Source organism: Comamonas testosteroni (genome assembly GCF_014076415.1).
GTDB classification, from domain to species: Bacteria; Pseudomonadota; Gammaproteobacteria; order Burkholderiales; family Burkholderiaceae_C; genus Comamonas; species Comamonas testosteroni_F.
The window spans coordinates 1,971,266-1,985,305 of the sequence record NZ_CP043568.1; the positions used below are offsets into that span (position 1 = coordinate 1,971,266).

General features: G+C 58.5%; 14 protein-coding genes and 1 pseudogene. 3 read left to right on the forward strand and 12 right to left on the reverse strand.

What is annotated here, in order from left to right:
* Positions 1-45: 45 nt before the first annotated feature.
* From F0P97_RS08905 to phnC, 11 genes and pseudogenes are all read right to left on the reverse strand, one after another.
* Complete coding sequence (locus tag F0P97_RS08905) at positions 46-879, reverse strand: IclR family transcriptional regulator (protein ID WP_182286470.1); 834 nt, start codon at positions 877-879, stop codon at positions 46-48.
* A gap of 98 nt (positions 880-977) precedes the next feature.
* The gene (locus F0P97_RS08910; protein ID WP_003066251.1) at positions 978-1,748 is read right to left on the reverse strand and encodes an arginyltransferase; all 771 of its coding nucleotides are present in this window, start codon (positions 1,746-1,748) and stop codon (positions 978-980) included.
* Between the two features lie 28 nt (positions 1,749-1,776).
* A complete protein-coding gene (gene aat, locus F0P97_RS08915) occupies positions 1,777-2,526 on the reverse strand; it encodes a leucyl/phenylalanyl-tRNA--protein transferase (RefSeq protein WP_182286471.1) in 750 nt (249 codons plus the stop codon).
* Between the two features lie 606 nt (positions 2,527-3,132).
* A complete protein-coding gene (locus F0P97_RS08920) occupies positions 3,133-4,035 on the reverse strand; it encodes a methylenetetrahydrofolate reductase (protein ID WP_003056080.1) in 903 nt (300 codons plus the stop codon).
* A 91-nt stretch (positions 4,036-4,126) separates the two neighbouring features.
* Complete coding sequence (locus F0P97_RS08925; RefSeq protein ID WP_003056085.1) at positions 4,127-4,795, reverse strand: epoxyqueuosine reductase QueH; 669 nt, start codon at positions 4,793-4,795, stop codon at positions 4,127-4,129.
* Positions 4,792-5,262, reverse strand: a pseudogene (locus F0P97_RS08930) (LysR substrate-binding domain-containing protein); the annotation flags it as partial. The gene F0P97_RS08925 and the pseudogene F0P97_RS08930, both read right to left, overlap by 4 nt.
* A 70-nt stretch (positions 5,263-5,332) precedes the next feature.
* The gene (locus F0P97_RS08935; protein WP_003056089.1) at positions 5,333-6,871 is read right to left on the reverse strand and encodes an IS3 family transposase; all 1,539 of its coding nucleotides are present in this window, start codon (positions 6,869-6,871) and stop codon (positions 5,333-5,335) included.
* Between the two features lie 577 nt (positions 6,872-7,448).
* On the reverse strand, positions 7,449-8,432 hold the full coding sequence (locus F0P97_RS08940) for an NAD(P)-dependent oxidoreductase (protein ID WP_011517523.1): 984 nt from the start codon (positions 8,430-8,432) through the stop codon (positions 7,449-7,451).
* A gap of 8 nt (positions 8,433-8,440) precedes the next feature.
* Positions 8,441-9,241 carry a phosphonate ABC transporter, permease protein PhnE gene (phnE, locus tag F0P97_RS08945; protein WP_003056093.1) on the reverse strand — a complete coding sequence of 267 codons (801 nt, stop codon included), beginning with the start codon at positions 9,239-9,241 and terminating at the stop codon, positions 8,441-8,443.
* Positions 9,238-10,116 (reverse strand): phosphate/phosphite/phosphonate ABC transporter substrate-binding protein, encoded by an 879-nt coding sequence (gene phnD, locus F0P97_RS08950; RefSeq protein ID WP_003056094.1) that lies wholly within the window; start codon positions 10,114-10,116, stop codon positions 9,238-9,240. The genes phnE and phnD overlap by 4 nt, the downstream gene beginning before the upstream one ends.
* The gene (gene phnC, locus F0P97_RS08955; protein ID WP_003056095.1) at positions 10,110-10,949 is read right to left on the reverse strand and encodes a phosphonate ABC transporter ATP-binding protein; all 840 of its coding nucleotides are present in this window, start codon (positions 10,947-10,949) and stop codon (positions 10,110-10,112) included. Before phnC ends, phnD begins: the two co-directional genes overlap by 7 nt.
* 171 nt (positions 10,950-11,120) lie before the next feature.
* Here phnC and F0P97_RS08960 point away from each other — a divergent pair, with 171 nt between their 5' ends.
* Positions 11,121-12,008, forward strand: coding sequence for a LysR substrate-binding domain-containing protein (locus F0P97_RS08960; protein WP_027011074.1), 888 nt, complete (start codon positions 11,121-11,123; stop codon positions 12,006-12,008).
* Positions 12,009-12,372: 364 nt separating this feature from the next.
* On the opposite strand, the gene F0P97_RS08965 is transcribed toward F0P97_RS08960, so the two are convergent.
* A complete protein-coding gene (locus tag F0P97_RS08965) occupies positions 12,373-12,612 on the reverse strand; it encodes a hypothetical protein (RefSeq protein ID WP_182286472.1) in 240 nt (79 codons plus the stop codon).
* Between the two features lie 238 nt (positions 12,613-12,850).
* Between F0P97_RS08965 and F0P97_RS08970 the strand changes: the two genes are divergently transcribed.
* Together F0P97_RS08970 and F0P97_RS08975 are read left to right on the forward strand one after the other, a co-directional pair.
* The gene (locus F0P97_RS08970) at positions 12,851-13,642 is read left to right on the forward strand and encodes a HupE/UreJ family protein (RefSeq protein WP_021027657.1); all 792 of its coding nucleotides are present in this window, start codon (positions 12,851-12,853) and stop codon (positions 13,640-13,642) included.
* A 46-nt stretch (positions 13,643-13,688) separates the two neighbouring features.
* Positions 13,689-14,039 (forward strand): DUF6488 family protein, encoded by a 351-nt coding sequence (locus tag F0P97_RS08975; protein WP_021027658.1) that lies wholly within the window; start codon positions 13,689-13,691, stop codon positions 14,037-14,039.
* Position 14,040: the final 1 nt, after the last annotated feature.

Consider the following 14,040-nt stretch of genomic DNA (forward strand, 5'->3'; position numbering starts at 1 on the left):
GCAGATTGCGAGATGAGCTCGCTCCAGTCATTGGAGCGAAGAGATTCAGCCGTGCTGGCTGCGGCTATAGGGGTTGGCCGTTGCTTGAGCCGGGGCCGGGCGTGTGCCGCTGAAACCCAGCGCCACGGAAATTTCCTGAACCGTGGCCTGCAGCCTGGGGGCCCAGCTCTCATCAAGGCGGTCTGCAGGGGCAGAGATGGACAGGCCTGCAATCAGCTTGCTCTGGTCGTCGTAAATGCCGGCGGCCATGCAGCGCACGCCCAATTCCAGCTCTTCGTTGTCGCGGGCAATGCCGTATTGGCGTACCTTGGCCAACTCATGTTCCAGGTCGCCCAGCTGGGTGATGCTGAAATGGGTCTTGCCTGGCAGGCCGGTGCGCATGGCGTAGGCGCGCACCTGCTGGGCGTCATCGGCCGCCAGAAACAGCTTGCCGTTGGAGGTCAGATGCAAAGGGGCATGGCCACCGATGGCGCGTACCACCTGCATGCCGGAGCGCTCGCTGTAGGCGCGTTCCACATAGACAATCTCGTCGCCCTGGCGCACGGACAGGCTGATGGGCTGCTGAATCTGCTTGTAAAGCTGACGCATGGGGGTCAGCGCCACTTCACGTACGTTCAGCCGGGCCTTGACCAGGTTGCCCAGTTCCAGAAAGCGCATGCCCAGGCGGTAGCTGCCTGATTCGGGGCGATCCACAAAGCGGCCCAGTGCAAGGTCATTGAGGATGCGGTGCGTGGTGGATGGATGCAGGCCCGTGCGTTCGCTGATCTCCTTCAAAGAAACCGCTTCCTCACGCGATGCCAGCACGTCGATCAACGTGAACATGCGTTCCAGAACCTGGACGCTGGGCTTTGCGGAGGCCGATAGGTCGTCTTTTTTCATGCGTTGGAGATACTTTGCGGGATGGGGGCATTCTAGCGGTGCTGCAGCCTTGCAGCCATGTCATCCGCTCATATATCCATGTGCAGTTTTTTGTGGCGTCACTCTTCAATTTGCGAGCGCACAATGCTCTGCCTGTCTACGCGTTGCCATAGCTCGCCCTGGCGAATCTCATGTGGCAAAAAGCTGGCCTTGTAGCGCATCTTCTGACTCTCGGAGATCCAGTAACCAAGATAGACATAAGGCAGGTTCATGGCCTTCGCCTGCTGAATTTGCCACAGCACATTGAAGGTGCCGTAGCTGGCGTGGTCTTCCGGATCGTAGAAGGTGTAGACCGCCGACAGCCCGTCCTCCAATACGTCCAGAATGGAGAGCATTTTGAGTGTGCCGGGCTGGCCGTCTGCGCCCGGCTCGCGGAACTCGACCAATCGGGAGTTGACTCTGCTTTGCAGCAGAAACTGCGTGTACTGGTCCACGCTGTCGTTGTCCATGCCGCCGCCGCTATGGCGGTGCTGCTGGTAGCGTAGGTAGAGCTGGTAGTGCTCGTCGGAGTAGTGCAGGCGCTGAATGGAGGCGACAAGTTGCCCATGCTGTTTTGCAGCGCGCCGCTGGCTGCGGCTGGGGCGAAACTCCTGGGCCAGAATTCGCAGGGGAACGCAGGCCTTGCAGCCATCGCAGTAGGGGCGATAGGTGAACATGCCGCTGCGCCTGAAGCCCAGCGTGACCAGTTCCGAATAGGTGGTGTTCTGAATCAGGTGACTGGGTGTGGCGACCTGAGAACGTGCCAGCCGGCCCGGCAGATAGCTGCAGGGATAGGCTGCCGTGGCATAAAACTGCAGGGCATGTAGCGGGAGGTCGTTCGGGTGCGTCATGATCGGACTCGGCTGCAGATGCGGTGCGTCAAGCCTCAGTATGGCTCAGCAATTGTTCCCAGTATATGGGCCTGAATTGCCACTGCATATCGGGCAGCTGGGCCTGGGCTTGAACGGTTCGGGCGAACTGTGCTCTTGTGACTTCTCGAGCTCCCATGAAAGACAGATGTGCGGTGGCCTGCTGGCAGTCGATCTGCGGCACCTGATGAGCCCTGCACAGGGCCACCAGCGCCGACAGTGCAATCTTGGAGGCATCGGTCTGCAGTGCGAACATGGATTCGCCAAACACAGCTCTGCCCAGCGCCACGCAGTAAAGGCCGCCAACCAGCTGGCCATCAATCCAGGTTTCCACGCTATGTGCAGCGCCTTGCTGATGCAGCTCGGTATAGGCATCGACGATGGTTTGCACAATCCACGTACCGTCCTGTCCATCGCGCGGGGTCTGCGCGCAATGCTTCATCACCGCGGTAAAAGCGCTGTCGATGCGAATTTCACAGCGCGGATCATTGCGGAACTTCTGCAGTTTTTTGCGCAGACTGCGGTGCAGACGAAATTCGTCGGGGTGCAGGATCATGCGCGGGTTGGGAGACCACCAGAGCACCGGCTGTCCTTCGCTGAACCACGGGAAAATGCCTTGGCTGTAAGCAGTGCGAAGGCGTGCCGCATCCAGCGTATTGCCGGCGGCCAGCAGCCCGGGGATGGGATCCCGTTCCCCCCAGGTCTGATCGATGGGGGGGAATTCTTGTTCGGGCTGCAGCCAGGGCAGGGAGTGGGTCATTGGCAGTGGGAGTGGATGGACTGCCCTTAGTCTTGCACAGACTGAAGCGGTTTTGCGCGTCGCGGTAGATGACGGGTGCTGGCGTAATCCCGCTGTTGGAGGCAGAAATGAAAAATGTCCGCTGTCAAGTCTTTGATGTAGACGGACAGTTCCGTAAAAGGTCTTATGGAATAACAGGTTAGTCCATATTTTGGTCGCTACGTATCCTTGCTGATTTGCGAGCTAGGTGCCACATAGGCGCTTTGCAGTGGCAAACGTAAGGATGTCTCAGCGAGCAAAGTCGCATCATCAAAGTTTCGGTCTATCACCATCTTCCTACAGAAGGCAGTTCGAGAAGGGCGTTTATCGTGTTTGCCCCCCCAATCTGCCAATCGATAGCTCGCACCGTCGAAGCCGATGATGCGGGCGATCCATTTCGATGTGGCATTTGCGCCTGCGTCCGGTGATGTTGGCCGCGTGTGTCCTGTGCCAATGGGATCGCGCCCATGGGGCGCTTGCGCAACGCGAAGGCTGAGGCGGGCGGTAGGATGCTCTCGAAGCGTTCGCCCCAACGAGGTCTGCTTCTATGGGGCATGCCAGTGCAAGCGACTGCTGGAGGCGCAGTAATCACATGGGAGCCGTGTCGATGGGTTGTTCAGGCTCGGCACGCGAGCAGTACTGCTCTACCCACTTCACGGACTGAGCGATGCCTCCGAATGGAAAGAAATGCAGGCTCACCTTTCCATGTGCTTCGGTCAGGCGGGTGGTCAGACGATCCACAAAGAGATCCGGGCCTGCTATGCCGAACAGCTTGCTGATCGAGATGCCGTACTTGGACAACATCGACGCGCATGCGCTAACGCCACACAAGGCGGCATAGCGCGCCAGCACCGCCACGCCTGCAGGGCCCGGCACGCCCACGCGTACGGGATGTTCGACGCCACGCCCGCGCAGGGCTTCCAGCCAGGCCAGCACGATGTCGGCATCGAAGGCAAATTGCGTGACGATCAAGGGCGCCATGCCGCGCCCTTCGATGCAGCGACACTTGTGTTCGAGCACTTTCCAACGATCAGATGTGCTCATGACCGGATGGCCCTCGGGATGGCCACCCACGCCGACCATCTGAATGCCCGAGCGCTCGAACACGCCTGATTCGATCAGTGAGGAGCTGTCGGCAAACGGCCCCAGCGGGGTGGACGGATCTCCAGCGATCACGAAGCAACGCTTGACGCCGGCTTCCGCGACCGCGCGCTGGATGAACGACTCCAGTTTTGCGAACGAGGCGATACGGCGTGCAGCGAGGTGAGGCATGGGCTCAAAGCCGAGTCCGCGAACGGCCTGCGCTGCGGCCAGTCGCGCGTCGTTGTCCTGGTTCGCCAGGTAGGGAATGGAAATGGTTGACCCGGGCAATACACGCGGCGCCGCTGCGGTCAGCGCAGAGATATCCTTCGCGTTGACCTCTAACGAATAGGCGTCGGTGATGTTGCCGATGGGCTTGGACTTGTCGGAATGAAGCAAGGGGCTTGCCATATCTGGCGACTGTTGGGAGAGTTCCGACCCGCCAGCGCTGATCGGGTCGGTTGGAAGCCATGGAGCGGCATCGCTCACCCGGCAAGGCGCGTCAATCTTTGGGGGGCTGTTCGTCACCGTAGAACGTCACGCCGAGCTGGATGCGCTCGCGGCCGCTTTCCACGCGGTGGCGGTTCGTGTCGCGCAGCGAGTAGACGCAGCCGCAGTATTCCTGTTGGTAGAAGTTCTCGCGCTTGCTGATCTCGATCATGCGCGCCGAGCCGCCGCCCTTGCGCCAGTTGTATTCCCAGTACATCAGGCCAGAGTACTTGGCCGCCGCACGCACGCCGCAGTCATTGATCTGCTGCATGTTCTTCCAGCGCGAGATGCCCAGGGAACTGGTGATCACCGGAAAGCCGTGCTCATGCGCATACAGCGCCGTGCGCTCGAAACGCATGTCGAAGCACATGGTGCAGCGCACGCCGCGTTCGGGCTCGTGCTCCATGCCCTTGGCGCGCTCGAACCAGTTGTCCCGGTCGTAGTCCGCATCGACGAAGGGCACGCCGAACTGCTCCGCGAAGCGGATGTTCTCGTTCTTGCGCAGCTCGTATTCCTTGAGCGGATGAATGTTGGGGTTGTAGAAAAAGATGGTGTAGTCAATGCCCGAGGCCAGCATGGCCTCCATGACCTCGCCTGAGCACGGCGCGCAGCACGAATGCAGCAGCACCTTGTCGTGGCCTCCGGGCAGCGCAAGCGCTTTGCGTTCGACGGTGGTGTTCATCCCTTGGCTCCTTGGGCAATAGCGGTGGTGGCAGTTGCAGGCTGGCGGGCCAGTTCGACGAAGGCCCGCACGTAGTCAATGGCGGTATCCGCCTCGCGTGCGCCCAGGAAGATCTGCTTGGCAATACCGCGCGCGCCCAGCCGCACAGGCACCACGTCCATCCTGGCCGCATATTCCTCGACCAGCCAGCGCGGCAGCGCGGCGACACCGCGGCCGCTGGCCACCATCTGCACCATGATGTCGGTGGTTTCGATGGCTTTGTGGCGCTTGGGCGTCACGCCGGCCGGCAACAGGAACTGGCTGTAGATGTCCAGGCGTTCGATGTCCACGGGGTAACTGATGAGCACTTCCCGGGTCAGCTGCTGGGGCTTCACGTAGGCCGTAGAAGCCAGGGGGTGGTCTTTGGCCACGACCAGCACCTGCTCGTAGTCGAACACGGGTTCGAACTTCAGCCCCGGCTTGAACAGCGTGTTGATTTCCACCCAGAAGTGACCCACTAGCCCCCGGTGGGGGTGCGGATAAAAACTTGGACTGGTTTTATGCGGCTAGGCCAAGTTTGTGCCGGTATTCCACAGGACTTAAACGTCCCAGAGATACCTTGATACGTTTTTCGTTGTACCAACGAATGTACGCATCGACAGCTTCAATGAACTGCTCAATCGTTGTTGATTGCCAGTTGTTGGGATAGAACAGCTCCATCTTTAGCCTTCCAAAAAAGCCTTCGCACGCAGCGTTGTCTGGTGAGCACCCTTTGCGAGACATCGAGCGAGTCAACTTTGCATCATGGACCCTCGAGAGCCAGCCTGGCCAGCGGTAGTGAGCTCCACGATCAGAATGAATCACAGGGCGGCTCTCGCTGCCTTGAACAGCATCAATGGCCGCATCCAGCATTGTGTTGACGAGATGTGCGTTGGGATGAGTCCCAATCGACCAGCTCACCACCAGCCCGTCAAAGCAATCAATGACTGGCGACAGGTAAACCTTGCCAGCAGGAATCTGGAGTTCAGTAATGTCGGTGAGCCACTTCTCATTGGGCGCAGCGGCACGGAAGTCTCGATTGATGAGGTTTTGCGGGGCGGCACCTATCTCTCCAAGGTAGGAGTTATATCTGCGGCGTTTGGGCTTGGCCACGATCAACCCCTCCTGCTTCATCAGCCGACGAACCACCTTCTCTGAGATGCCCGTGCACTCCTTGAGCAGAGATGCCTGCACCCTGCGATATCCATAGCAACGGTAGTTGTTGTCGAAGATCTCTGTGATGCTTCGGCGTAAATCAACGTATTTGTCAGCCAGCTTCAGCCGAGCACGATGGTAAAAATACGAGCTTCTAGCAAGGCCAACAAGAGAAAGCAGTTCTGGCAATTCATACTGCCCGTGCAACGCTTCAACCAGCACAGCCTTATCTTTGTTTGCCAGCCTATGCAGATCAATGTCAGCCCCATTTTTTAAGATTTCATGGGCCTGCTTGAGAAGCTCACGTTCTATCTTCAGCCGCCGAACATCCTGGCGCAATGATTCAACTTGGCGCCTGAGTGCTGCTTCATCCAACACTGGCGATCGCTTTGGACTGTGTTTCATTGAGGCTGGGGCACAAGGGCCAAGCAACTGATTTTTCCAGTTGTACAAGGTCCCCCTACACACCCCTAACTTGTCCGCAATCTGCTGTGCACTTGATCGACGGGCACACAGCTGCACCACGCCCTCACACATCAAGGCATCAGGCTTTGTAGCCGGCCAAGATCTGCCTACTCTCGATTTGCAGGTGTCAGGGCAGTCTTGCCGAACCCACGCAGTCAACGTTCCTCGACCCGGATAACCCAAAGCCCTCATCGTTGCAGCAATACAGCGATCATGGGCGAGGTAATGAGCAATAGCCACCTGCCTTTGCTGCAGCGAATATTTTGGTGCTCTTGGAGCTTGGCTTGCTGGCAAATCCTGATGCTTCAGGTAGTGCTGATACCAGCCTTTCAATGCGTTCTTGGTTGGGTACCCCAACTGGCGAATCGTGGCTCTGACACGCAAGCCAAGCTTGATGTAAAGCGCAACTGCACGAATCCTGTCTGCGTATGAGTACATGAACTACCTCCCCTGGTAGTCCAAGTTTTTGTCCGCATCCCCGGCGGGTCAGTTCTGCGTGGAAATCAACAGCCTAGATTCATTGAGATGCATCAAAGCAGTCTATCGGCGACAACGCACCTCGTCGTCTGCGTGAACTCTAAGGCAGACCCTAAAGGGGCGAGGGAGACACTTTCGGCGGTGCATCTCAACACTCTGCGCAGTGCGGTTGTATTAGACCTAGGGTTCAGCCGTGCAGTCCAAGAACTCGCAAAGCAGCGTCACCTCTACTACGAGCCGAATGTAATGACCTCAGCTGAAACGTCCTGGGTTGAAACCACTATCAGAGGCCAAGAACGATCAGTGTTGTAGCCTGACCCCTCGAAGTATCTGGTGTTTGCCATGCGCCCATTTGGGCTTACCCCATGAGCTGCGCCGTGCAGAGAACATCATCGCTAAACCACTTCGATGATGACTCAAGTCATTTCCCCTTGGCGAGCAGGATGGCATCACACGGGCAGGTTGCACCCAGCCATAGGACATAGGCTCTGAAGCCGCGCCCATTTCAGCTGGCGTGCAAACCGCCGAGCAACCATACCTATGCTGCCGCGCTGGCCTCGACAGCAACATCACTCAAACTCTCGCCCCTGAGTGAGCGGACTAGGTTCTCAGCAGCCCGCATTTCAATTTCGAACCGTACGCGTCTCACAGCCGAGCCGATGTGGGGAGTGAGTACTGTTCTGGCGTTGTTGGTCAATCCCGGATGAATTTCGCGAGGTCTGTCTGGAAGTAGCCAATCTTCCATCTCATAGACGTCAGCGGCGTACGCGCCAAGTTGCTCATTCGCCAAGGCATCGACAACCGCCCTTTCGTCGACCACAGACCCCCTACCCACGTTTACAAGGATCTGGCCCTTTTTCGATAGTTGAAGCATCCTGGAGTCAACCAGGTGGCGCGTATCGCTAACAAGAGGCACTGCCAGGAACACATAGTCCGATGTGCTGACAGCCTCATCAAGCGTGACCAGTTCGACCTGATCTAGACGCACACTTGGGTCTACACCAAGCAGCCGCGCGCAGCCAAAGCCCGCGAGTCGCGCCAATATGGCCTGCCCAACTTTTCCGAGACCGATCACGCTGGCCACCGACCCATGAAGCCCGGTTCCGTATAGAGCTGGCCTCCACCCAGAGTAGCCTGCTCTTGTAGCGGCGTCACCCTGAAGCACGTTCCTGCCAGCAGCAATAGCCAATCCGATGGCCAGCTCGGCTGTGGGCTCTGTGAGGAGGTCAGGAACAAAGGTGACGCTCACCCCGGCTTGTGCGCAAGCCCTCAGGTCGAAGTTGTCGTACCCCTTGAGTGCACAGGAGATGGTCTTGAGCCTGGGAGCGTTCAGCAGCGACTCTTTGGTCACACTGTCTGTCATGAAGGCCATCATGGCATCAGCATCCACGAGGTACTCCCTGAGCTGGCTGGGGCTCCAGGGGTCAGGCCCTGGATTCATGATGACCTCACCCTCAGCCTGGAGCTTCCTTAGAACCTCTTCATGAACTGGCTGCGTTACGACGATTTTCCGATGATTCATTTTTCGATTTACTTGAGACGCTTTCGCAGCATCGATCCAATGCTGTCAACCACGAGGACACAGGCAAGAATCGACAGAAGGATGGCTGAGACCTCGTCATACTTGACAAGGCGAAGTGCTGCCATCAACTCGAAGCCGATGCCACCTGCACCGACAATGCCAAGTACTGCGGAGGCCCTGAAGTGGTACTCCCAGCGATAGATGGTTATGTCTGCCAACTGTGGAAGGACTTGGGGGATAACGGCATGCGAGATGACCTGAAAGCGGCTTGCGCCTACCGCAGCAGCTGCTTCAAGTGGCTTCGGATCCACGTGCTCAATGGCTTCCGCGTAAAACTTTGCGACCATTCCCGTGGAATGCAACGCTAGTGCGAGCACCCCAGGTAGAGCACCAAACCCTACGGCTGCCACGAACAGAATGCCAAGAATGATTTCTGGCACGGACCGGAATGCCGCCAGGATGACTCTGGCCACTCTTCCCACCAAAGGATTGGGGGTGGTGTTTGGAGCCGCCAGGAGCGCCAGCGGAAGTGAAAGCACGATAGTCAGTGCTGTGCCGGCAATCGACATCGCCAAGGTGTCCCTCAGCGGGATGACCCAGTGCTCCCAGCGGTCGAAGTTGGGAGGGACCATCTCAGATGAGAGCTGCTTGACAGCCGGGGCGCCTTCGATGAACCGCTGTGCATCGAAGAACCCCGTGACGTACAGGGCTACAAGGCAAACCAGAAGGACGAACGCTGTATTGCGCAGTCCAATGAACTGCTCCCGCTTGTCGCGACTGATGATGTTCTCGAATGCAGCCGAGGTCATTGCATACGGCCCAAATCAAGCTTCAGGATGGTTGCGGTATCCCTAAGGACGTCATATGCAGCGTCATCAGTGGCGGCAAACGCCTGGACACGAAACGCCTTGAGCACCTCAGCATCCTTCATGTCCAGAAAGGCAGAGCGGATGGCAGCTTTGAGCTCAGGCTTGAGGTCCCCCTGCATGACGACCGGATAGTTTGGAATGGGAGCAGAAAGGTCAAGCTGAACAATCTTCGTGGCATCAATGCTTCCTCGAGCGATGAGGTTGTCCAGAATCGGCTTGGACAGAGCCCCGGCTGGAATCTGACCCGACTGCACCGCACGTGCGACCGCGTCATGTGCCCCAAGGTGAACTGGCCGATAGTCCTTCTCACCATCAAGCTTGTACTTCTTGAGCAGGTGTGCACGTGGTGCAAGGTGGCTTGATGTGGACGCCTGGTCGCCAAATCCGAAGGGCTTGCCGCGCACGTCTTCAAGCGTTTTCACCGGCCCTCCGGCCGTTGCGATGAGGACCGACTGGTATGTGGGCGACCCACGTTCAACGCCCACCGCAAAGGGCTCAATCCCGGACGCCTTAGATTTGGCCAAAACGTACGAAAACGGTCCAAAGTACGCTACCTCAATCCGACCGAACCGCATTGCCTCGATCATCGAGGAGTAATCGGTAGTCACCACAATCTCAACATCCTTCTTGAGCTGCTGTTCAAGATAGCGCTTAAGAGGCTGCGCGTTCTGGATGATGCTGGCAGCGTTCTCATCTGGAAGAAGGGCGACACGAAGCTTTGATGGATCCTTTCCCTGCGCATGAGCCCACAGAGGAAGGAGTGCAGCAAAAGAAGCTGCGCTGACAACAAGAGAGAAGTTACGGCGATTCAGCATGGCAAGAGCTCCTTGGTTTGACTGGATTGAAGAGTTCGGGGGCTATCAGTGGACGCACTCGTGTTGGAAGCGTTGGACTGCTTTGCATAGAGGTTCCGCGCAACATCAGGACTCAGCTGCTCTGCCCTACCCTCGAATACAACAGCTCCCTGGCGGAGCCCAATGATTCGGTCTGCAAACGAGCGCGCGAGCTCCACCTGGTGAAGACTCACGATTGCGGTGAGGTGGTCCTTTTTGCAGATCTCATGCAACAAGGTGAGCACGCTATGTGCGGTTGCCGGGTCCAGGCTGGCAACAGGCTCATCGGCCAGCAGGATTCGTGGCTTCTGTATTAGCGCCCTAGCTATGCCTACGCGCTGCTGCTGCCCCCCAGACAAGGCATCAGCCCGGGAGAGCGCCTTTTCGAGCAGCCCGACACGCTCAATCACTGTGAGCGCCTCCAGCTTGTCCTTCTTGCTCCACGGCCATAGCGAAGCGAATGCACCCCTGTCACCGAGCTTTCCCATCAGAACATTCCTGAGGACCGACTGACGTCCAATCAGATGATGCTGCTGGAAAACCATCCCACAGCGCTTGCGGTGCTCTCTCAGCGTCTTTGCGTTGACTACCCCACCTGCCAGGCCAGGTATCGATACCTCGCCTTTTGTGGGCAGCACCAGTCCATTGATGCTTCGTAACAAGGTGGACTTCCCTGCGCCCGAGGCGCCCAGAAGCACCAAAAACTCTCCCTGCTTCACATCCAGACTCGTCGGGTGCAAGGCCACGGTCGAGTCAACGTAGCGGACGGAAACTCCCTTGAGACTCAGAACGTCTCGGTCCTTCTCCAACTTCATGTTGTTACCTTTGCAAGTTTCTGCCTGCGAGCAGCGCGAGAGCGCTTATGACGCACATTTGCCGCAGAAAGAAGTTCGATACGGCTAGGCATGCGTGCAGTTTGTTCGTGGAACGTGTCATCAATATGAAACTTGCACCCCGAAAAATAGGGGTATCTATAGATAACACCTATGTCTGGACTCACGCTACTTGCGGCTTTGAAAGCCTTTGATGCGACGGCAAGGGCCGGAAGCATGACTGCTGCTGCGAAGCTGCTTGATCTACAGCAGCCCACCATCTCAGCGCATATTCAGCGCCTGGAGAATGAGTACGGCGTGGAGCTTTTTCTTCGTCAAGGCCGCCGGCTTGAGCTGACTACCTTTGGCAGGACTCTGCTGGACTACACGCGGCGGGCATTCAGCGGCGAGGAAGATGCGCACGCCCTTTTGGCAGCAGCCAAAAACCGATTCGTCGGGCGTCTTGTGATTCACGCGATCGGCCCGTACAACGTAGTCCCTGTTCTGAAGGCCTTCGGGAGCCGCCATCCCCAGGTCGAGGTCTCTGTCCGTGTAGGCGACTCCCGCTCAATCACGGAAAAGCTCCTCGACTACCAGGGTGATGTCGGCGTGGTCCTCAATCACGCCGAGCACCCCGAACTCCATTGCATGCCATACAGGTCACAGCGCCTGGTGGTCTTTGCGAACCGAGAGCACGCCCTAGCCCGGTGCGGTGAGATAGTGCTCAAGGACCTTCAGAGCCAGCGCTTCGTCATACGTGAGGAAGGTTCAACGACAAGAAGAGTCTTCGAGAGCGAGCTAATTGCCCGCAATATCAACATCCAGGTTGCGCTGGAGATGGGAAGCCGGGAGGCTGTCCGCGAGGCAGTCGCACAAGGAATAGGACTAGGCGTCGTTGCCGAGACAGCCTATGTTCCAGATCCGCGTCTTGTGAAGCTGAAGATTCTGGATACAGCAATGGCCACCCACGTCGACTTCATCTGTCGTCGCGAACGACAGAACGCTCCGCTGATAGCAACGATTTTCGACTTGGCAAAAGAGGTGAGAAGAGGCCTGGCCTAAAGATTCACGAACTTGGCGACAGGGCCCGAGTGGATCATTCATGCCAAGCCTATCGTTAGCAGCCATGCTGTCAGTCAAACAGGCCTAGATGGCTGCGCCTGTGGGAAGTGACTCCGTTGGATCCACTCTTACTCTTCGTCGTAGCCAATACCGTTGGACCATCGACAAGCTCCCTGTACAGCTTGTATCTTGGAGCGACGTACGTAGCCGTCCGGCGAACTCGCCTTGACTTGGAACCGCAAGGCATGCGGTCGTGTGGTCACGCGTCCGCAGCGATTCGTGCCACCTCTACAATTCTTCTGTGACCGCCAAACGCCGAGCCCTCGTCCTGCTGATTGCCATGGTCTGGCAGGCACTGGCGTGGCTAACCCCGGCCCATCTTGACCACCAAGCTGAGGTCATCGCGCACATGGTCGTGCACGCTCAGGAAGTGGACCACCACCACCACGCCGACCAGACACTGCACATTGAGGACGACAGCGGCGAACCACCTCACCAGCATGCCAACCAGGCGGCGCAGCTGCCTGGGTTGGCCCCGGCGATGAGCCTTGCGGCAGGCGACACCATCCCATCGGTCCTGGTGCCAAGCGCAGGCGTCGGGCATGCGCCTGTCTATCTCGAAGGCCCCCTGCGGCCTCCACAGCGCAGCGCACAACAGGCCTAACAGGCCTTTGCCACGGCCGCGCTAGGCCGTGGCCGTGCTGGTGGTCCACCAGCGCCCCCTATCTGTCCGCTCGGCATGCCCCTGAAGGCGCGCCGCGCTCGGAACATTGTTCCGCGACCAACCCTGCCGTCGCACCGCGCGGGTTGGGCTGTTGCAATACACAGAGGGCTCTTGCTCCATGACCCAAACCATTTCCAACCGCCTGGTGGCATTGCTGCTGCTTGGCTTCATCCCGCTCGTGGGCCTCGCCCACGGCATCTCCGAGGAGGACCGACAGCGCATGCTCGATGGCGGATACCTGCAGTACGTCGGCCTGGGCGCGAGCCACATGCTGACGGGCTACGACCATCTGCTGTTCCTGTTCGGCGTGGTGTTCTTCCTGACCACGTTCAAGGACGTGGCCAAGTTCGTGACCGTCTTCACCGTCGGCCACTGCATCACGCTGGTGTTCGCGACCTACTTCAAAATCACCTGGAACTACTACCTGGTCGACGCCATCATCGCCGCGAGCGTCATCTACAAGGGCTTCGACAACAACGGCGGCTTCCAGCGCGTCTTCGACATGAAGTCGCCGAACTTGCTGGGCGCCGTGTTCATCTTCGGGTTGTTGCATGGGTTTGGCCTGTCCACGCGACTGCAGCAACTGCCGCTGGGCGATGACCCGGCGGCAATGCTCGGGCGCATCCTGAGCTTTAACGTCGGTGTCGAGCTGGGCCAGATTGCGGCACTGACCGCCATGGTGGCGCTGCTGGCTGCTTGGCGGCACCGGCCCTCGTTCAAGCGCTTCAGTTACGCGGCCAACCTGGCGCTGGTCTATGCCGGCGTCTACCTGCTGTTCACGCAGCTGCATGGCTACCAGCACGACACGGCCCCGGACAGCTTCCGTTTCCCCGTCGAAGAGCACCGCCACGTGCACGACGACATGAACATCGAGAACACCCAGGATGACAGCCGCAACACGCTCAACTGAACCCGTTTCCTTCTCCTCTCCCATCTCTTCCTTCAAGGACCGCACCATGAACAAGTCTCTCGTCGCCACCATCGTCCTGTCCGCCGCTGCCTGCGTGCCTGCCGCCTACGCCAACGAGGGCGGCGCGTGCCACTTCCATGGCTCCAAGCCCGCCGCCGAGTCGGTCGTGACCGGCTGCGCCGAACAGCGCAAGCAGACGCTGGTCAAAGGTGGCAAGCTCGATGCATCGTGGACTGCCATCAAGCCCGAGAAGGTTGAGGCCATCGACGGCAAGAAGGGAAAGGAGTGGAAGCTGACCTTCAAGAACCCGGCAGTGGCCGATGCCAGCAAGCAGACGCTGTACATGTTCTACAGCCTGCCGGGCAACTTCATTGCCGCCAACTTCACCGGGCAGTAAG

What these genes read in the sequence shown, in the direction of transcription:
- F0P97_RS08960 (WP_027011074.1), top strand. Translation starts at nt 11,121, where the DNA reads ATGTCTGGACTCACGCTACTTGCGGCTTTGAAAGCCTTTGATGCGACG.
- F0P97_RS08905 (WP_182286470.1), bottom strand. Translation starts at nt 879, where the DNA reads ATGAAAAAAGACGACCTATCGGCCTCCGCAAAGCCCAGCGTCCAGGTT.
- F0P97_RS08935 (WP_003056089.1), bottom strand. Translation starts at nt 6,871, where the DNA reads ATGTACTCATACGCAGACAGGATTCGTGCAGTTGCGCTTTACATCAAG.
- F0P97_RS08940 (WP_011517523.1), bottom strand. Translation starts at nt 8,432, where the DNA reads ATGAATCATCGGAAAATCGTCGTAACGCAGCCAGTTCATGAAGAGGTT.
- F0P97_RS08910 (WP_003066251.1), bottom strand. Translation starts at nt 1,748, where the DNA reads ATGACGCACCCGAACGACCTCCCGCTACATGCCCTGCAGTTTTATGCC.
- phnE (WP_003056093.1), bottom strand. Translation starts at nt 9,241, where the DNA reads ATGACCTCGGCTGCATTCGAGAACATCATCAGTCGCGACAAGCGGGAG.
- F0P97_RS08970 (WP_021027657.1), top strand. Translation starts at nt 12,851, where the DNA reads ATGACCCAAACCATTTCCAACCGCCTGGTGGCATTGCTGCTGCTTGGC.
- phnC (WP_003056095.1), bottom strand. Translation starts at nt 10,949, where the DNA reads ATGAAGTTGGAGAAGGACCGAGACGTTCTGAGTCTCAAGGGAGTTTCC.
- F0P97_RS08920 (WP_003056080.1), bottom strand. Translation starts at nt 4,035, where the DNA reads ATGGCAAGCCCCTTGCTTCATTCCGACAAGTCCAAGCCCATCGGCAAC.
- F0P97_RS08925 (WP_003056085.1), bottom strand. Translation starts at nt 4,795, where the DNA reads ATGAACACCACCGTCGAACGCAAAGCGCTTGCGCTGCCCGGAGGCCAC.
- F0P97_RS08975 (WP_021027658.1), top strand. Translation starts at nt 13,689, where the DNA reads ATGAACAAGTCTCTCGTCGCCACCATCGTCCTGTCCGCCGCTGCCTGC.
- aat (WP_182286471.1), bottom strand. Translation starts at nt 2,526, where the DNA reads ATGACCCACTCCCTGCCCTGGCTGCAGCCCGAACAAGAATTCCCCCCC.
- F0P97_RS08965 (WP_182286472.1), bottom strand. Translation starts at nt 12,612, where the DNA reads ATGCCCGACGCCTGCGCTTGGCACCAGGACCGATGGGATGGTGTCGCC.
- phnD (WP_003056094.1), bottom strand. Translation starts at nt 10,116, where the DNA reads ATGCTGAATCGCCGTAACTTCTCTCTTGTTGTCAGCGCAGCTTCTTTT.